The organism is Streptomyces abyssalis (assembly GCF_001751365.1).
Classification (GTDB): domain Bacteria; phylum Actinomycetota; class Actinomycetes; order Streptomycetales; family Streptomycetaceae; genus Streptomyces; species Streptomyces abyssalis.
Map to the genome: position 1 here is coordinate 1,236,642 of NZ_LJGT01000041.1, position 16,735 is coordinate 1,253,376.

The 16,735-nt window shown below is 69.5% G+C and carries 18 protein-coding genes and 1 pseudogene; 13 read left to right on the plus strand and 6 right to left on the minus strand.

What is annotated here, in order from left to right; translation table 11 throughout:
- Positions 1 to 51 precede the first annotated feature (51 nt).
- The 7 genes from lepB to AN215_RS26240 all read left to right on the plus strand — a co-directional run bounded on the left by lepB (position 52) and on the right by AN215_RS26240 (position 6,396).
- Complete coding sequence (gene lepB, locus AN215_RS26210; protein ID WP_070010710.1) at positions 52 to 780, plus strand: signal peptidase I; 729 nt, start codon at positions 52 to 54, stop codon at positions 778 to 780.
- A gap of 39 nt (positions 781 to 819) precedes the next feature.
- On the plus strand, positions 820 to 1,143 hold the full coding sequence (locus tag AN215_RS26215; protein WP_070010709.1) for a DUF2469 domain-containing protein: 324 nt from the start codon (positions 820 to 822) through the stop codon (positions 1,141 to 1,143).
- Positions 1,144 to 1,395: 252 nt separating this feature from the next.
- Positions 1,396 to 1,779 (plus strand): YraN family protein, encoded by a 384-nt coding sequence (locus AN215_RS26220; protein WP_070011319.1) that lies wholly within the window; start codon positions 1,396 to 1,398, stop codon positions 1,777 to 1,779.
- Positions 1,779 to 3,428 (plus strand): YifB family Mg chelatase-like AAA ATPase, encoded by a 1,650-nt coding sequence (locus AN215_RS26225; RefSeq protein WP_070010708.1) that lies wholly within the window; start codon positions 1,779 to 1,781, stop codon positions 3,426 to 3,428. The genes AN215_RS26220 and AN215_RS26225 overlap by 1 nt, the downstream gene beginning before the upstream one ends.
- Positions 3,425 to 4,642 (plus strand): DNA-processing protein DprA, encoded by a 1,218-nt coding sequence (gene dprA / locus AN215_RS26230; protein WP_079123423.1) that lies wholly within the window; start codon positions 3,425 to 3,427, stop codon positions 4,640 to 4,642. Before AN215_RS26225 ends, dprA begins: the two co-directional genes overlap by 4 nt.
- A 276-nt stretch (positions 4,643 to 4,918) precedes the next feature.
- Entirely contained in the window at positions 4,919 to 5,785 is an 867-nt protein-coding gene (gene whiG, locus AN215_RS26235; protein WP_070010707.1) for an RNA polymerase sigma factor WhiG, read from the plus strand.
- A gap of 71 nt (positions 5,786 to 5,856) precedes the next feature.
- Entirely contained in the window at positions 5,857 to 6,396 is a 540-nt protein-coding gene (locus AN215_RS26240; RefSeq protein ID WP_070011317.1) for a TetR/AcrR family transcriptional regulator, read from the plus strand.
- Here AN215_RS26240 and AN215_RS30915 read toward each other — a convergent pair.
- Positions 6,350 to 7,648: a murein hydrolase activator EnvC family protein gene (locus AN215_RS30915; RefSeq protein ID WP_431306317.1), complete on the minus strand. Its 1,299-nt coding sequence runs from the start codon at positions 7,646 to 7,648 to the stop codon at positions 6,350 to 6,352. The two genes, AN215_RS26240 and AN215_RS30915, sit on opposite strands and share 47 nt — an antisense overlap.
- A gap of 413 nt (positions 7,649 to 8,061) precedes the next feature.
- Here AN215_RS30915 and rpsB point away from each other — a divergent pair, with 413 nt between their 5' ends.
- The 5 genes from rpsB (at position 8,062) to AN215_RS26265 (ending at position 13,005) form a co-directional block, all read left to right on the plus strand.
- The gene (gene rpsB / locus AN215_RS26245; protein WP_070010706.1) at positions 8,062 to 8,985 is read left to right on the plus strand and encodes a 30S ribosomal protein S2; all 924 of its coding nucleotides are present in this window, start codon (positions 8,062 to 8,064) and stop codon (positions 8,983 to 8,985) included.
- Positions 8,986 to 9,230: 245 nt separating this feature from the next.
- A complete protein-coding gene (gene tsf / locus AN215_RS26250) occupies positions 9,231 to 10,067 on the plus strand; it encodes a translation elongation factor Ts (RefSeq protein ID WP_070010705.1) in 837 nt (278 codons plus the stop codon).
- 182 nt (positions 10,068 to 10,249) lie between these two features.
- Positions 10,250 to 11,017, plus strand: a complete 768-nt coding sequence (gene pyrH, locus AN215_RS26255; RefSeq protein WP_070010704.1) for a UMP kinase — start codon at positions 10,250 to 10,252, stop codon at positions 11,015 to 11,017.
- A 161-nt stretch (positions 11,018 to 11,178) separates the two neighbouring features.
- Positions 11,179 to 11,736, plus strand: coding sequence for a ribosome recycling factor (gene frr / locus AN215_RS26260; protein ID WP_070011316.1), 558 nt, complete (start codon positions 11,179 to 11,181; stop codon positions 11,734 to 11,736).
- Between the two features lie 78 nt (positions 11,737 to 11,814).
- Complete coding sequence (locus tag AN215_RS26265; protein WP_070010703.1) at positions 11,815 to 13,005, plus strand: phosphatidate cytidylyltransferase; 1,191 nt, start codon at positions 11,815 to 11,817, stop codon at positions 13,003 to 13,005.
- Positions 13,006 to 13,057: 52 nt separating this feature from the next.
- Here the strand turns inward: AN215_RS26265 and AN215_RS29975 are convergent, their stop codons facing one another.
- Complete coding sequence (locus tag AN215_RS29975; RefSeq protein ID WP_171904285.1) at positions 13,058 to 13,198, minus strand: hypothetical protein; 141 nt, start codon at positions 13,196 to 13,198, stop codon at positions 13,058 to 13,060.
- Positions 13,199 to 13,227: 29 nt separating this feature from the next.
- On the minus strand, positions 13,228 to 13,830 hold the full coding sequence (locus AN215_RS26270) for a DJ-1/PfpI family protein (RefSeq protein WP_216093826.1): 603 nt from the start codon (positions 13,828 to 13,830) through the stop codon (positions 13,228 to 13,230).
- A gap of 263 nt (positions 13,831 to 14,093) precedes the next feature.
- On the opposite strand from AN215_RS26270, the gene AN215_RS26275 reads away from it, so the two are divergent.
- Positions 14,094 to 14,534, plus strand: a complete 441-nt coding sequence (locus AN215_RS26275) for a VOC family protein (RefSeq protein WP_070010702.1) — start codon at positions 14,094 to 14,096, stop codon at positions 14,532 to 14,534.
- Positions 14,535 to 14,873: 339 nt separating this feature from the next.
- Here AN215_RS26275 and AN215_RS26280 read toward each other — a convergent pair whose 3' ends face one another.
- From AN215_RS26280 to AN215_RS26290, 3 genes and pseudogenes are all read right to left on the minus strand, one after another.
- On the minus strand, positions 14,874 to 15,059 hold the full coding sequence (locus AN215_RS26280; RefSeq protein ID WP_070010701.1) for a hypothetical protein: 186 nt from the start codon (positions 15,057 to 15,059) through the stop codon (positions 14,874 to 14,876).
- Positions 15,060 to 15,314: 255 nt separating this feature from the next.
- Positions 15,315 to 16,535, minus strand: a pseudogene (locus AN215_RS30965) (tyrosine-type recombinase/integrase).
- Positions 16,535 to 16,732, minus strand: a complete 198-nt coding sequence (locus AN215_RS26290) for a helix-turn-helix transcriptional regulator (RefSeq protein WP_245694727.1) — start codon at positions 16,730 to 16,732, stop codon at positions 16,535 to 16,537. Before AN215_RS26290 ends, AN215_RS30965 begins: the two are co-directional and overlap by 1 nt.
- Between the last annotated feature and the right edge of the window lie 3 nt (positions 16,733 to 16,735).

Here is a 16,735-nt window from a genome sequence, read left to right on the forward strand (position 1 = left end):
CCGGGTAAGGTGCGCCCAGACCGAAGCGGCGAGCTGACCGGGAGCGCTGGAATGAGCAAGGCTGGACGTACTGGCACAAGTCGCGGTCGCCTCGGACATGCCCTCTCGGGGATCGCCGTGGCGGTCGGCTGTGTGCTGTTCCTGGGCGCCTTCTTCCTGGGCGCCTTCCTGTACCAGCCGTACACGGTGCCGACGGACTCCATGGACCCCACCGTCAAGGCGGGCGACCGGGTGCTGGCGGAGCGGATAGACGGTGGGGACGTACGCCGCGGCGACGTCGTCGTCTTCCAGGACTCGGTCTGGGGCGACGTCCCGATGGTCAAGCGCGTCGTGGGCACCGGGGGCGACAAGGTCAAGTGCTGCAACAAGCAGGGTGAGCTCTCCGTCAACGGGAAGACACTCGACGAGCCCTACCTGAAGGGCACCGGGCCCGACTCCCAGCCTCCGTTCAAGGGGACGACGGTCCCCGAGGGCAAGCTCTTCCTGCTCGGTGATCACCGCATGGAGTCGGTGGACTCCCGTGTGCACCTGCAGGACGGCGACCACGGTGCCGTCCCGCGCTCCGCGGTCGACGCGCGAGTGGACGCCGTCGCATGGCCCATGAGCGGCCTGGGGATGCTCACCAGGCCCGCCGGGTTCTCGGCGCTGCCGGGCGGCACGTCGGACCCCGGGCCGCTGCAGCCGCTGGTCCTCGCCGTCGTCGCCGGTGCGGCCCTGATCCTGGGCGGTGCGGCGTACGGCCCGATCGCGCGGCGGGCCGGACGGGGCACTCGCGGCTGACGCACAATGGGGGCACGCACGGCTGAAGGGGAACATGCCATGAGCGCCGAGGACCTCGAGAAGTACGAGACCGAGATGGAGCTGAAGCTCTACCGGGAGTACAGGGACGTCGTCGGTCTTTTCAAGTACGTGATCGAGACGGACCGGCGGTTCTACCTCACCAACGACTACGAGATGCAGGTGCACTCGGTACAGGGTGAGGTCTTCTTCGAGGTTTCCATGGCCGACGCGTGGGTGTGGGACATGTACCGTCCCGCCCGCTTCGTCAAGCAGGTACGGGTCCTGACCTTCAAGGACGTGAACATCGAGGAGCTCAACAAGAGCGACCTCGATCTGCCCGAGAACTCCGGCTTCAAGGGCTGACCTGCCTTTCCCTGAAGCTGCCTTCCCTGATCCGGTCTCCCCCGACCAGGCCCGCCGGTGGTGGCGGCATCGGGCTGTCCCCACCTGCTCGTGGCTGCTCCTGGTGCTCGTGTTCGCCTTCTCTTCCGCTGCCGCGCGCATCACACCTGTGAGTGACGGTTCTGTCCACAGCGAGCGGATTCTCCCCAGATATCTCCCTTGATCATCTCGATCGTCCCGCTTCCGTCACAGTCGGTGACGGAGGTGGTGCGGATGAGCGCCCGTCAGGCCCTCGGCCGGTACGGAGAGGACGTGGCAGCCCGGAGGCTGCGTCAGTCGGGAATGGTGGTGCTGGAGCGCAACTGGCGCTGCGCGGAGGGAGAGCTCGACATCGTCGCGCGGGACAGGGACGCGCTGGTGGTCTGCGAGGTCAAGACCAGACGTGCGGGGCGGGGCGGCACGTTCGAGCATCCGATGTCGGCGGTGACCCCCGCCAAGTCGGCACGGCTGCGGAGACTGGCCTCCCGCTGGCTGACGGAGTGCTGGCTCACGAGGTACGGACAGCCGCCGCGCGGCGGCGTGCGGATCGACCTCGTCGGGGTGCTGCTGCCGGGCCGTGGCGCGCCGCTGGTGCAGCACGCTCGGGGGGTGGCCTGATGGGGTTCGCCCGTACGTGCTCGGTGGCGCTGGTCGGCGTGGAGGGCGTCGTCGTCGAGATCCAGGCCGACCTGGAGCCCGGGGTGGCGACGTTCACGCTGGTGGGGCTGCCCGACAAGAGCCTGACCGAGAGCCGCGACCGGGTGCGGGCGGCGGTGGTGAACGCGGGCGCCGACTGGCCGCAGAAGAAGCTCACCGTCGGACTGAGCCCGGCCGCCGTCCCCAAGAGCGGCAGCGGATTCGACCTGGGCGTCGCCTGTGCGGTGCTGGGGGCCGCGGAGCGCATCGATCCGCGGAACATCGCGGACCTGGTGATGCTCGGTGAGCTGGGGCTGGACGGGCGGGTGCGTCCCGTCCGTGGGGTGCTTCCGGCGGTGCTGGCCGCCGCGGACGCGGGGCACCGGCAGGTCGTCGTGGCGGAGGAGGCCGTGCCCGAGGCGTCGCTTGTGCCGGACGTGAGCGTTCTCGGGGTCCGTAGCCTGCGGCAGCTGATCGCGCTGCTCAACGACGAGACCGCGCCGGAGGAAGAGCCGGCGGACGGCCTGGTCCCGGAGGCACGGGGCCCCGGCCGGGGCTCGTCGGCCCTCTCTCTGCCCGGCCACGAGTGGGCGGGTCCGGGCATGGTGCGGGGGCCGGAGCGGAGCTTGGACATGGCGGACGTCGCGGGCCAGAGCACCGCCCGAAGAGCGCTGGAGGTTGCGGCTGCCGGACGTCACCACATCTTCTTCAAAGGCCCTCCCGGTGCGGGCAAGACCATGCTGGCCGAGCGTCTTCCGGGGCTGCTGCCGCCGCTGACGTCGCAGCAGTCGCTGGAGGTGACCGCGGTCCACTCGGTGGCCGGGGTGCTTCCGCCCGGCCAGCCGCTCGTCACGCGCTCCCCGTACTGCGCCCCTCACCACTCGGCGACGATGGCGTCGCTGGTCGGCGGCGGCTCGGGCCTGCCGCGGCCGGGAGCGGTGTCCATGGCGCACCACGGTGTGCTGTTCCTGGACGAGGCGGCCGAGTGCAGCGGGCGGGTTCTCGACGCGATGCGGCAGCCGCTGGAGTCGGGGCACGTCGTGGTCGCCCGGGCCTCAGGGGTGATGCGGATGCCCGCCCGGTTCCTGCTCGTCCTCGCGGCCAACCCCTGTCCTTGCGGGCGCCACGGAATGAAGGGCGGTGGGTGCGAGTGCCGGCCTGCGTCCATCAGGCGGTACCGGGCGAGGCTTTCGGGCCCGCTCATGGACCGTGTCGACCTGAGGGTCCACGTCAAGCCGCTCTCCCGCTCCGAACTGGCGGGCCTGCACGGGAGTTCGGACAGTACGGCGGCCGTCGCGGAGCGTGTGCTGGCGGCTCGTGAGCGCGCCGCTGCGCGCTACGCGGGGACGCCCTGGTCGGCGAACAGCGACGTCCCCGGTCATGAGCTGCGTACGCGCTGGCCGGCCGAACCGGGGGCGCTCGGCAGGGCCGAGGAGGACATGGAGCACGGCCTGCTCACCGCCCGGGGGATGGACAGGGTGCTGCGTGTGGCGTGGACGGTCGCGGATCTGGCGGGGCACGACCGTCCGACCGCGCAGGACGTCGACTGGGCACTTGAGCTCCGTACGGGGATCAGACGTGGCACCCCAGTGTCCGCGGCCACGGCCTCCGCATCTCGGTGGCAGCCATGACAGGGGAGGCGTGCGGACCGCAGGGCGACGTCCCCGACGGCGGCGAGGACACGGGTGAGCGAGGTGAGACGGGCCCGGAGGAGCGGCTCGCGCGCGTGGCGCTGACCCGCATCGCGGAGCCCGGTGACGAAACGGCGGGCCGGTGGCTGCGGACGTACGGGGCGCAGGAGGTGGTGCGGGCGCTGCGGCAGGACGCCGCCCCGCTGCCCGGAGTCGGCGAACAGCGATGGGCCGGCCTCCGTTCCCGGGCGGAACGCGCCCGTCCCGAGGCCGACTTGGCGGCCATCGAGGCAGCGGGAGGCAGGTTCCTCTGCCCTGGGGACGGCGAATGGCCGGGTCAGCTCGATGCCTTGGGGGTGACGAGACCGATCGGGCTGTGGGTGCGTGGTGCTCCGTATCTGCGGTTCTGGGCGCTTCGATCGGTTGCCCTGGTGGGTGCCCGGGCGTGCACGGAGTACGGCGGGCATGTGGCTGCCGTGCTCGGAGCGGGGCTCGCGCAACGCGGCTGGACGGTGGTCTCCGGCGCTGCCTACGGCATCGACGGTGCCGCCCACCGGGGAGCCCTCGCGGCGGGCGGAGCCACGATCGGAGTACTGGCGTGCGGGGTGGATGTGGCATATCCGCCGGGCCATGCCGAGTTGATCTCACGCATCGGTGAACAGGGCCTGCTTCTCGCGGAGTTGCCCCCGCGAGACCACCCTTCGCGGAGCCGCTTCGTGCTCCGTAACAGGGTGATCGCGGCACTCACGCGTGGCACGGTCGTCGTCGAAGCGGCGCTGCGAAGCGGTTCGTTGTCGACGGCGCGGCACGCGCGGCGGCTGGGGCGCTTCGTCATGGGCGTTCCCGGCCCTGTCACATCAGGCCTCTCGGCGGGGGTGCACGAACTGCTGCGGGCCGACGGAAGCCTCGTCACGGATGCCGCTGAAGTGATCGAACTCGTCGGGAGCATGGGCGAGCTGGCTCCGCGGAGACGGGGCCCGTCGGTACCCCGCGACGTACTGCCCGGCGAGGCTGCGCTGGTGCTCGACGCGCTCCCCGCGCGCGGCACCGCCCAGTCCGCGCAGCTGGCACAGGCGGTCGGCCTGACGCCTGATGCGGCTGTCGTGAGGCTCCAGGAGCTCTGTGCCCTCGGCTTCGTCGAACGACTCGGCAACGGCTGGCAGTTGAGCCGTTCCGCGCTGTCCGAATCCGGCGCCGGGCACACCATCGAGTGATGAGGCGGTCCTTGACCTGCGGCTATCGAATGAAAGGGTGATCCGTATGGTCCAGTTCCGTCCCGCTCGCCCCAGAAGGCCGGTTCCGGGCTCTGCTGCGGAAGTAACTCCCGGGTGCGGGCAGCGGAACGTATCTGCGCATGGCCTGGCGGGCACTCGTCGCATATTGCGACCGTGCGGTCACGCTACGCTCACAGCACTCAAGGAAGAGGCATCCCGTCACGCACACGCTTCCGCCGCGTGACGGCCACTCAGCAGAACGGCTCAAGGCGACGAATGCCCCAGCACACCCCCGGGCCTGAACGCGCCGGCACCGCAGCGGCTCCCGCCGGCACCGCAGCGGAGCCGTCCGGGGCCGAGAACACCGGACTCGGTTCCGGTCACAGTGCTCTCGACGAGCTGTGGCGTTCCTACAAGGCCACGGGCGACGAGGGGCTGCGGGAGCAGCTGATCCTGCATTACTCGCCACTGGTGAAGTACGTCGCCGGGCGGGTCAGCGTCGGCCTGCCCTCCAATGTGGAACAGGCCGACTTCGTCTCCTCCGGCGTTTTCGGGCTCATCGACGCCATCGAGAAGTTCGACCCGGAGCGCTCCATCAAGTTCGAGACGTACGCGATCACGCGGATCCGCGGGGCGATGATCGACGAACTGCGGGCGCTGGACTGGATCCCGAGGTCGGTGCGACAGAAGGCACGTGCCGTCGAACGGGCCTACGCCACTTTGGAGTCGAGCCTGCGGCGCAGCCCGTCCGAGTCGGAGGTCGCCGCGGAGATGGGCATCCCGCTGGACGAACTGCACGGCGTCTTCAGCCAGTTGTCCCTGGCCAACGTCGTGGCCCTGGAGGAGCTGCTGCACGTCGGCGGCGAGGGCGGCGACCGGCTCAGCCTCATGGACACCCTGGAGGACACCGCCGCGGACAACCCGGTCGAGGTCGCCGAGGACCGCGAGCTGCGCCGGCTGCTGGCCCGCGCCGTCAACACCCTCCCGGAGCGGGAGAAGACGGTGGTGACCCTGTACTACTACGAGGGCCTGACCCTGGCTGAGATCGGTCAGGTACTGGGGGTCACGGAGAGCCGGGTGAGCCAGATCCACACCAAGTCGGTCCTTCAGCTTCGGGCAAAGCTCGCCGACGCCGGTCGCTGAATCGGCCCCTCCGTCCGTAAGGTGGCAGGGTGCCAAGGATTCGAGCGGCCTCCGTGGCCGAGCACCGGACCATGCAGCGCTCCGCCCTCCTCGACGCTGCCCGTGAGCTGCTGTCCGAAGGCGGCACCGAAGCGCTGAACTTCCCCGCCCTGGCGCAGCGCACCGGGCTGGCGCGCTCCTCGGTCTACGAGTACTTCCGCTCCCGCGGCGCCGTCGTCGAGGAGCTGTGCGCCGTCGACTTCCCCGTGTGGGCGGCCGAGGTCGAGGCGGCGATGGCCGAGGCCGAGTCCCCGGAAGACAAGATCGAGGCGTATGTACGGCGGCAGCTGGCGCTGGTCGGCGACGGGCGGCACCGAGCGGTCGTGGCGATCTCCGCCGGCGAACTGGACGCGGGCGCACGAGAGAAGATCCGCGCGGCCCATGGCGGTCTCGTGGCCATGGTCGTCGAGGCACTGGCGGAGCTGGGGCATGACCGTCCGCGGCTGGCCGCGATGCTGCTGCAAGGTGTCGTCGACGGGGCAGTGCGGCGCATCGAACTCGGTGCCGCCGAGAGCCCGGAAGAGATCACCGAGGCGGCGGTCGGCATGGCGCTGGACGGCGTCCGGGGCTGACCTTCGGTGGCGGGCGCTCTGTCGGCGGCCGCGCGCGTCGAAGATCCCCGGTCTCATCGTGCCTCGGCCCGGATGGGCCGCCGTGCCGGCGCGCACCGGGACCGGCGCGGCGGCTTCCCTTCGCCCGGGCGATACGCCGGTGCGCGCAGAAGGCCGCAGATCCCAGCCCGGCAGCCAGCGACGCGGCTGACAGGCCGGGCGCCGGACTACCTCCCACGTCCCTGGTCGGCCCCGCTGCTTCCGCACTGTGCACGGCCAGGCGGCTCCGGATCACCGAGTCCGGTGCCGAGCCCACCCCCGGAGCGGAGCCCACCCCCGGAGCCGAGTCCACCCGCGGAGCCGCCGCCGGCCCGGAAGCCGCTCCCGCCCCCAGGCTCCGGCCGGAACGCCCGTCGGTGACGTCTCCGGCGCCACCACCCCGAGGCAGGGGCACGCCGAAGACGGGAAGCAGCCTCGACGGGCCACCGCGCAGCAGACCGGCCGGCAGCAGCGAGAGCGGATCGACGTAGCGCTCGGCCCGTCGTGCGCCCCAGTGCAGACAGGCGCGGCGACAGTGGAACGGTCCGTCCGCCAAGGTGCCCACGGTCTCGCCCGCCCGCACCCGGTCGCCCTTGCGCACGGAAGGCCGCACGGGCTCGTACGTCGTGCGCAGCGCCGGGCGGCCCGTACCCGACAGCTCGACCGACACCACCCCGCGCCCCGCGACCCTGCCCGCGAACGAGACCTTTCCGTCGGCCACCGCCCGTACGGGGCTGCCCCGCGAAGCCGCCAGATCCACCCCGCGGTGACCGGCGGCCCAGGGATCGGGAGGTGGCTGCCATCCGTGCACGACCCGCGGACGCGGCGCCCCGGAGCGCCCCTCCACCGGCCACACCCGGTCGCCGGAGGGGGCAGCATTGCCGGCAATCCCAGCACCGCCCCTGTCCGGTTGGGACGGCGGTGGTCCCTGCGCTGCGTCCACGTACGCGGGAGGTCCCGCGGTCGCACCGGTGGCCGGAGTGGCGACGGCCCAGAGCACCCCGCACAAGACCACACAGATCACAGGGACGACCACGAAACCGGGAACAGTGCGCACACCCGGCTCACCCCGCACGCCCCGCGTCCAGCTCGTCCCACGCATCAGGTCCGTCCGGCCCGTCGAGCCCTTCCCTGTCGTCCCCCGTGCTGCGCACCCGCGCCGGACCCGCACCATGTACACCCCCCTCTCGCCTCCTGCCCGCCCTTGGGCTGCCGTGGACGCACGGTCCCGCATCGTCACCGAGCGCAGGGATCTTGCCGAACTTCCGTGGAGAACCGGCCTGTTGTGGACAGATGCGTCACCCGTACGGGGGCGGCGGTGCTCCTCAGCGGTCCGCCGCCGCACATCCGGCCGCGCCCGGCGAAGCGCACTCACCGTGCATGTACGGCCCGCACGTCATGTCCGGCAAGCCGGACCCGCCGTACGAGGGAGTCGCGGCCCGCTGCGGTCCCGTACACTGCTGGTGGCGGCCCGGGCGACCGGGCTGACTTCGCACGCCTCGCCACCCTCACCCGGTGGCCGCGTATCTCGGTCCCGTGAGGGCCCTCTCGACAGGTCCCTCGGGCACAGCGCGACAGAGGCGTCAGGCAAGCGATGGCCATCCCGGCCAGCGCTGACGACAACCGAGCAATTCAAGGAGAACGGCCATGGCCGTCGTCACGATGCGGGAGCTGCTTGAGAGCGGCGTCCACTTCGGGCACCAGACCCGGCGCTGGAACCCGAAGATGAAGCGCTTCATCTTCACCGAGCGCAACGGCATTTACATCATCGACCTGCTCCAGTCGCTGTCGTACATCGACCGCGCCTACGAGTTCGTCAAGGAGACCGTCGCGCACGGCGGCTCCATCATGTTCGTCGGCACCAAGAAGCAGGCCCAGGAGGCCATCGCCGAGCAGGCCACGCGCGTGGGCATGCCCTTCGTGAACCAGCGCTGGCTCGGCGGCATGCTGACGAACTTCTCGACCGTCTACAAGCGCCTCCAGCGCCTGAAGGAGCTCGAGCAGATCGACTTCGAGGACGTGGCAGCCTCCGGCCTCACCAAGAAGGAACTGCTCGTCCTCTCCCGTGAGAAGGCGAAGCTGGAGAAGACCCTCGGCGGTATCCGCGAGATGCAGAAGGTGCCCAGCGCCGTGTGGATCGTGGACACCAAGAAGGAGCACATCGCCGTAGGCGAGGCGCGGAAGCTCAACATCCCGGTCGTCGCGATCCTGGACACCAACTGCGACCCGGACGAGGTCGACTACAAGATCCCGGGCAACGACGACGCGATCCGCTCCGTCACGCTCCTCACCCGCGTGATCGCCGACGCCGCGGCCGAGGGCCTGATCGCCCGTTCCGGCGCCGCCGAGGCCGCCAAGGGCGGCGACAAGGCCGCCGAACCGCTCGCCGAGTGGGAGCGGGAGCTCCTGGAGGGCGAGAAGAGCGAGGGCGCAGCGGCCAAGGCCACCGAGGCGGCTCCCGCCGAGGCTGACAAGGCCGAGGAGAAGGCCACTGACGCCAAGGCCGAGGAAAAGGCCGAGGAGAAGCCGGCTGACGAGGCCGCCGAGGCGAAGCCCTCCGAGGAAGCCTGACGTTCACCGGGGCGCGGCGCACATGCATCAGCCGCATTCAGCCGTGCCCCGGTGACCATCCCGGCGGCCGTACGGGAAGAGACGCGGACGCACAGACCTGACTCCGCCCGAACCGCACCACGGTGCGGGGGAGCCTCCCGGCCGGCCGCAAACAGACCTCAAGAAGGACGAGTTCCGCCCCGGCGCACCGCGCCCCCGGCGCGCCCGAGCGCGAGGCGGGGCCTGGTCACAGAAGGAAACCAAGCATGGCGAACTACACCGCCGCCGACGTCAAGAAGCTCCGCGAGCTCACCGGCGCCGGCATGATGGACTGCAAGAAGGCCCTGGAGGAGTCCGGTGGCGAAGTCGACAAGGCCGTAGAGGTTCTGCGCGTCAAGGGGCAGAAGGGCGTCGCCAAGCGCGAGAGCCGCACCGCCTCGAACGGCGCTCTGGTCGCCCGCATCGCCGACGACAACACCTCGGGTGTGCTCGTCGAGCTCAAGTGCGAGACGGACTTCGTCGCCAAGGGCGAGAAGTTCCTCGCAGCCGCTGACGCCATCGCCGCACACGTCGCGGCCACTTCCCCCGCCGACACCGGCGCCCTGCTCGCCTCCGAGATCGAGCCGGGCAAGACCGTGCAGGCGTACGTGGACGAGGCCAACGCCAACCTCGGCGAGAAGATCGTCCTGGACCGCTTCGCCCAGTTCTCCGGCGCGTACGTCGCCTCCTACCTGCACCGCACGAGCCCGGACCTGCCGCCGCAGGTCGGTGTGCTCGTCGAGCTGGACAAGGAGAACGCGGAGGTCGCCAAGGACGTCGCGCAGCACATCGCCGCCTTCGCGCCGAGGTTCCTCACCCGTGAGGAGATCCCGGCCGAGACGGTCGAGAACGAGCGCCGCATCGCCGAGGAGACCGCGCGCGAGGAGGGCAAGCCCGAGCAGGCGCTGCCCAAGATCGTCGAGGGCCGGGTCACGGGCTTCTTCAAGGAGAACACCCTGCTCGACCAGCCCTTCGCCAAGGACAACAAGAAGAGCGTCCAGAAGGTTCTGGAAGAGGCGGGCGTCACGCTGAAGCACTTCGCGCGCTTCCGCGTGGGGGCCTGACTCCCGCAGAACCTCCGGCCCGGGCGGTGCCCCGGGCGCGACGCCGCCGCGTGGAGCACGCGAACGGTACGCGCCCGATAGGGTCGGGGACAGAGCAGTTGTGACGAGGAGGCCATTGCCGCATCTGGGATTGCGAGGATCCGACGGCAGTGGCCTCCTTCGTATGCACGCGAGGAGAGTTCATGGGTAAGGACAGCGATACATCCGACACAGGCAGGGGCCGCAGCGGCCGTAAACGCTTCCTGCTCAAGCTCTCCGGTGAGGCGTTCGCCGGCGGTGGGGGGCTCGGTGTCGATCCCGACGTCGTGCACAAGATGGCGCACGAGATCGCGTCCGTCGTACGTGACGGGGCGGAGCTCGCCGTGGTGATCGGCGGCGGCAACTTCTTCCGCGGCGCCGAGCTGCAGGTGCGCGGCATGGACCGCGCACGCTCCGACTACATGGGGATGCTGGGCACGGTCATGAACTGCCTGGCCCTGCAGGACTTCCTGGAGAAGGAAGGCATCGACTCCCGCGTCCAGACGGCCATCACCATGGGGCAGGTCGCCGAACCGTACATTCCGCTGCGCGCCGTACGGCACCTGGAGAAGGGCCGGGTCGTGATCTTCGGCGCGGGCATGGGCATGCCGTACTTCTCCACCGACACCACCGCCGCGCAGCGTGCCCTGGAGATTCACGCGGAAGCGCTGCTGATGGGCAAGAACGGGGTCGACGGCGTGTACGACTCGGACCCGGCGAAGAACCCGGACGCCGTGAAGTTCGACGCCCTCGAGTACGGCGAGGTCATCACGCGCGATCTGAAGGTCGCCGACGCCACCGCCGTCACTCTCTGCCGGGACAACAAACTGCCGATCCTCGTCTTCGAGTTGCTCGCCGAGGGCAATATCGCGCGGGCCGTGAAGGGTGAGAAGATCGGCACCCTGGTGAGCAACCAGGGCACGAGAGGCTGACGTTCGGCGTTCGGCGGCGGTCCGGGGCGCACGGCGCCCACGGGGTGACTCGCCGTCGTACGAACGGCTCGACACGGGGTGGACAACCGCCTGCCGGTCGGACACCGTGCAGGAATCAGGGCTTATCCGCAAAGCTCATTCAAGGAAACCAGGAGCACGTGGTGATCGAAGAGACCCTCCTCGAAGCCGAGGAGAAGATGGAGAAGGCGGTCGTGGTCGCCAAGGAGGACTTCGCCGCGATCCGCACTGGCCGTGCGCACCCGGCGATGTTCAACAAGATCGTGGCCGAGTACTACGGCACGATGACGCCGATCAACCAGTTGGCCTCGTTCTCGGTTCCGGAGCCGCGGATGGCGGTGGTGACTCCGTTCGACAAGAGCTCGCTGCGCAACATCGAGCAGGCGATCCGCGACTCCGACCTGGGAGTCAACCCGTCGAACGACGGCAATATCATCCGGGTGACTTTCCCCGAGCTGACCGAGGAGCGCCGCAAGGAGTTCATCAAGGTCGCCAAGGGCAAGGCCGAGGACGCGAAGATCTCGATCCGCAGCGTCCGCCGCAAGGCCAAGGAGACCTTCGAGGCCGCCATCAAGGACGGCGACGTAGGTGAGGACGAGGGCCGCCGGGCTGAGAAGGAGCTCGACGACACCACCTCGAAGTACCAGGGCCAGATCGACGAGCTGCTCAAGCACAAGGAAGCCGAGCTGCTCGAGGTCTGAGCCCCGGAGCGCGGGGGCTTCCCCGAGCGGGGGGCTGTACGAGATCCGTCCGAGGTCCGAAGTCTGAGGCTGCAATCTGTGAACGACTCATCGTGGGGAGCCCCACGGCCCCGTGCCGGCTTCCCGGGCGCACCCGGCCAGGGAGGCGCTGCGCCGCGCGGCGAATTCCGCTCCGGCGCGGGTGAAGCTCCCGCGCACGAGGCCGGTGGTGTGCCGCAGACTCGGGACATGCCCATCGTCTCCGACCCGGGCGGCTCCGACGGCGGCCACGGCAGATCCGGTCCGGGGGGCCCTCACGGCCTCCACGGCTCCGGCGACTCCCGGCGCTCCGGCGGACCCGGTGGCCCCGGCGGCTCCGGCAGCCGGGAGAGCGGCCCCGCCCCCGACTCCGGTCCCGCCCGCCGGCCCGGTTCCGGTGCGTCCGACCCGGGCCCGGCCCCCTTGAGCGGCAAGAAACGGGCCGGACGCGACCTGCGTGCCGCCATAGGAGTCGGTGTCGGCCTCGGTGCCGTCATCCTCGCCTCCCTCTTCTTCTACAAGCCGGTCTTCCTCGGCGTGATCGTCGTGGCCGTCGTCGTCGGCCTGTGGGAGCTGACCTCACGGCTCAGCGAGCGCAAGGAGATCCAGGCACCGCTGGTCCCGCTCGCCGTGGGTGGCGCGGCGATGGTGATCGCGGGTTATCTGCGCGGGCCTGAGGGCGCGTGGGTGGTCATGGCACTGACCGCGCTCGCCGTACTCGTATGGCGGATGACGGAATCGCCGGAGGACTACCTGCGCGACGTCACCGCGGCCGTGTTCGCCACCTTCTACGTGCCGTTCCTGGCCACGTTCGTCGCGCTCATGCTCGCCGCCGACGACGGCCCCTGGCGGGTCCTGACGTTTCTGCTGCTCACGGTCGTCAGCGACACCGGCGCGTACGCGGTGGGCTGGCGCTTCGGCAAGCACAAGCTCGCCCCGGCCATCAGCCCCGCCAAGACGCGTGAGGGGCTGGGTGGCGCGATCGCCTTCTCCATGGCGGCCGGGGCGCTGTGCACGCAGTTCCTGATCGACGGCGGCAGCTGGTGGCAGGGGCTGCTCCTCGGCCTTGCGGTCGCGGTCACCGCCACCCTGGGTGACCTGGGCGAATCCATGATGAAGCGCGACCTCGGCATCAAGGACATGGGGACGCTCCTCCCCGGCCACGGCGGCATCATGGACCGCTTGGACTCGCTGCTCCCCACGGCTCCGGTCGTATGGCTGCTCTTCGTCGCGTTCGTGGGCGGCGGCTGACCAGGCGGGCCGCCCCGCCAGCCCACGCGAGCAGGACCGGACCCGGTTTCCCTCAGCCGGCCCCGTGCGCCCCACCGTGCCCCGAGCCGTCGAGACCGGTCACGAGCCCGTCGTAGTAGCCCTTCATCGCGGGGCAGTAGTCGTGACGCAGGGCAAGCGGCCTACGGCGTACCTCCGTGGAGCGGGCCCCCAAACAGCCGGGGTCTCCTCCCCGGTCCGGGATCATTCCGGTGGTTGTGGGTCGTACTGAATGCCTCGGCGCACCTGCCGCGCACGCTCCGGCGACGCCAGGCGGGCTACCAGGTGGAGTGCCATGTCAATCCCGGCCGAGACCCCTGCAGCGGTGATCGTGTCGCCGTCGTCGACGAACCGGTCGTCGGGTCGCACCCCGATCGTCGGGTCGATTTCCTTGAGTTTCTCCAGCGAATCCCAGTGCGTCGTGGCAGGGCGCCCGTTGAGCAGGCCGGCCGCTGCGAAGACCAGCGAGCCGGTGCACACGCTCGTCATGAGCGGAACCGAAGGGCGCTGGGAGCGAACCCACTCCAGGTGCCGGTCGTCGGTGAGCTGGGGACGGGTCCCCCGGCCGCCGGGGTGCAGCAGCACGTCCAGTGCGGGCGCGTCGGCCATCGAGTAGTGCGGCTCGATCGTGAGCCCCTTCGCGCAGGTCACGGGTTCTCCATCAGCGGAGAGGCAGAAGACCCGCCAGCCATCACCGGCGAAGACCCGTGTCCAGTACGCCAGGACCTCCCAAGGTCCGATGGCATCCAGCTCTTCAACGTCCGGGAACAGCAGGATCCCGATGTACCGCACGTCTTCGTCGCCCATGCAGAGATCCAATCAGAGCCGCTGTTCGCCGGCCCGCCACGACCCTCTCCGTCCAGCCACCTGGTACTACCGCAACCGCCGCTACCGCAGACCAGCACTCGTGGCTTCAGGCTGCCCTCAGAGGGTTCTCCGTGCTCTGCTCTCGAAAGGGGCGTCAGAGTCTCGGAGTCCGGCGGTCTGCGGATGTCGAGAACGTGCCACCGGCTCCGTCCCAGGGACATCAGCGGCCACCACCGGCCGTACGGAAAGAAGGAGAGACCAGCATGGCGATTCAGCGGATGGACAACGTCGGCATCGTCGTCGAGGACATGGATGCCGCCATCGCGTTCTTCGTGGAACTCGGCATGGAGCTGGAAGGCAGGGCGCAGGTCAAGGGCCCCGTCGCCGACCAGTGCACCGGACTCGACGGCGTCCGCTGTGACATCGCGATGGTCCGGACCCCGGACGGTCACAGCCGGCTCGAACTGGCGAAGTACCGCAGCCCCGCGGTGATCAGCGCCGGGCCGCGCAACCGCCCGCACAACGTTCTGGGCACTCATCGCGTCATGTTCGCCGTCGACGACATCGAGGACACCGTTGCCCGCCTGCGCCCTCATGGTGCCGAACTCGTCGGCGAGATCGCCCGGTTCGAGGACAGCTGTCTGCTCTGCTACGTACGCGGCCCGGAGGGCATCATCGTGGGGCTTGCCGAGCAACTGGCCTGAGCAGAAGGACCTCAGCTCGTCCCCACTTGAATGATCACGGCGATGAGCGGGCCAGCGGTCGGCGTGGACCATTCGTGGACGGGCCGAAGGCGTTCGCAACGAGGGTCTGCTGTTCCCATACGCCGTACAGCCTGTGCCTCTGCCTGTTCGACCTGCGCACGTGACCGTCCCCACCCCGCTCCGGCCCGGGGGCACCGTCATCCGTCTGCGACACTGGTACAGCTATGCCGAAGCCCGGAGAACTCAGCGTTCCGGAGCATCAGAAAGCCCCCTACCAGCGCTTTTTGTGCCAGTAGGGGGCCGCCTTGTGGGCGGTGGGCCGTCCTCGGGCCGTGAGGGCTACGAGGGCCGGCCGAACACCCGCTCATAGATGACGAGGAACGGCGTCACGTATCCGACGGCTTCCATGGGGGTGGCAGCTCTGAGGCCGATGAGGATCGCCCCCGCCAAGAGAGCACTGATGTACGCGAGGCTCGTCGCCCATGGAGGCATCTGACGGTGGCTTCGCTGTGAGTGATCGTGCATTGTGGTGATGGCACCTGCTTTCAGAGGAAGTTGGAGCCTGCCGCCCGCCTGGTTGCCTGCCTGCGGGCGGCACCACACTAGTGGGTAGATTGCGACTGATACCTCTGATTCATTTGACCAATGACCCCTATCTGCGTAAATTCCACTATTATTGCGGGCTCATTGCCTTGGATTCGAAGGGTGTCGTTTCAACTTCGACTGTCGATCGCGCGCTAGCTTCAATTGCCGGGAAGTAATCAAAGGCAGTGTGCGGAACTATGAGTTGTGCCACATACGGTCAATGGCGTGACGAGCACGCGCAGCGCTGCTGGGCATTAGATGTGCGTACACACGCAGCGTCATCGCGGGGTCGGCGTGCCCCAGGTACTCACTGACCGCCTTCACGCTCTCGCCCGCGTCCAGCAGCACCGAGGCGTAGAAGTGTCGCAACGCGTGCATGCCGTGCTGACGAGCGAAGCATGCCGCTGCCCTTTCTCCGGCGTCGGGATGAGGCCGACCGCTGCGAGCGCTCGCTTCCATTCCAGGGCATTGAAGTTGCTGCGCCAGACGATGCCTCCAGCCGAGTTGGTAAAGATGAGGTCCCGACCGACGATCGGCCCGTCCGGCGTCTTCCATGGCAGCTCGATCGCAACAGGAGGATGCGTCTCGATGTGCTGCCTGAGCGCTGTGCCACCGTGACGGGGCGTGGTACATCCCGGTCCTTGTTCCCCTTCGGAGGGGCGAAGACCACTTGTCCGCGTAGCGGCTTGATCTGAGTGTCGATGCGAAGTGTGTCGCGGTCGAAGTTCACCGCGGGCAGGGCGAGTCCCGTGATTTCTCCCTGGCGAAGCCCGCAGCCACTGCCCACGTCAACGATGGCCTGATAGTGGGCGGGAAGGCTTCCCGCACTGCGCGGACATCGGTGGTCCGCCACGGCACTACCCGGCGAACTGCCGCTGCAGGTGGACGGACCGAACCTCGCGCTGCACGGATTCCGGGCCAGGTACCGTCGACGGCGGCCGACAGCACCGCTCGTACGTCGGCACAACGTTGCGCGCGTAGCCACCTGAGATCGGGGAGTTCTCCAGATCTCGCACGAACGTCCCGGATGTGCACGGGACGGAAGGAGCCGAGAGGTCGCGTACCGAGCCGCGGAAGTGCATGCCGCCGCAGATGACGCTCCACCAGGATCCGGGTGGCAATGTCTGTCGTCAGCCCCGCGAGCCATCGTTCGGCGTATTGCTGGAACGTGACGCGGCCGGCTTTCGGATCGACGTACTGTCCCCACAGCATGTCGGCCTCGATCTCTGCCAACCACTCTTCGGCACGACGCTTCTGTCGGTCAGGGAAGGACTTGCTCTTCTCCGTGCCATGGGGGCCGACGTAGCGTGCGCGATACCGCATCCCGTTGCCGTGGCGAGAGGTCTTGGCCTTGGTCGACGAGCCGTCGGCGGCCCGCTCGACCTTGTACCAGCGGTCTTGGATGTGTCCGGCCATCAGGCAGAGTCCTCTATCTGCGAGGAGACCCAGGCCCGTACATCTTCGGGGTCGTAGCGCAGGTGTCGGCCGACGCGGAAGCCGCGGGGACCGGTGTGCTTGCGGCGCCACTGGTAGACGGTCTCGACCGGGACGCCCAGGAGGTCGGCCAGGTCGACGGGTGTCAGGTAGCGCTCAGGGAGGCGACGGACGCTCACCGA

Coding starts and splice junctions, on each gene's coding strand:
- tsf (WP_070010705.1), top strand. CDS start 9,231: ATGGCGAACTACACCGCCGCCGACGTCAAGAAGCTCCGCGAGCTCACC.
- dprA (WP_079123423.1), top strand. CDS start 3,425: ATGACAGGGGAGGCGTGCGGACCGCAGGGCGACGTCCCCGACGGCGGC.
- pyrH (WP_070010704.1), top strand. CDS start 10,250: ATGGGTAAGGACAGCGATACATCCGACACAGGCAGGGGCCGCAGCGGC.
- AN215_RS26220 (WP_070011319.1), top strand. CDS start 1,396: ATGAGCGCCCGTCAGGCCCTCGGCCGGTACGGAGAGGACGTGGCAGCC.
- AN215_RS26240 (WP_070011317.1), top strand. CDS start 5,857: ATGCAGCGCTCCGCCCTCCTCGACGCTGCCCGTGAGCTGCTGTCCGAA.
- AN215_RS26225 (WP_070010708.1), top strand. CDS start 1,779: ATGGGGTTCGCCCGTACGTGCTCGGTGGCGCTGGTCGGCGTGGAGGGC.
- AN215_RS30915 (WP_431306317.1), bottom strand. CDS start 7,648: ATGCGGGACCGTGCGTCCACGGCAGCCCAAGGGCGGGCAGGAGGCGAG.
- AN215_RS26275 (WP_070010702.1), top strand. CDS start 14,094: ATGGCGATTCAGCGGATGGACAACGTCGGCATCGTCGTCGAGGACATG.
- whiG (WP_070010707.1), top strand. CDS start 4,919: ATGCCCCAGCACACCCCCGGGCCTGAACGCGCCGGCACCGCAGCGGCT.
- lepB (WP_070010710.1), top strand. CDS start 52: ATGAGCAAGGCTGGACGTACTGGCACAAGTCGCGGTCGCCTCGGACAT.
- AN215_RS26215 (WP_070010709.1), top strand. CDS start 820: ATGAGCGCCGAGGACCTCGAGAAGTACGAGACCGAGATGGAGCTGAAG.
- AN215_RS26270 (WP_216093826.1), bottom strand. CDS start 13,830: ATGGGCGACGAAGACGTGCGGTACATCGGGATCCTGCTGTTCCCGGAC.
- AN215_RS26280 (WP_070010701.1), bottom strand. CDS start 15,059: ATGCACGATCACTCACAGCGAAGCCACCGTCAGATGCCTCCATGGGCG.
- rpsB (WP_070010706.1), top strand. CDS start 8,062: ATGGCCGTCGTCACGATGCGGGAGCTGCTTGAGAGCGGCGTCCACTTC.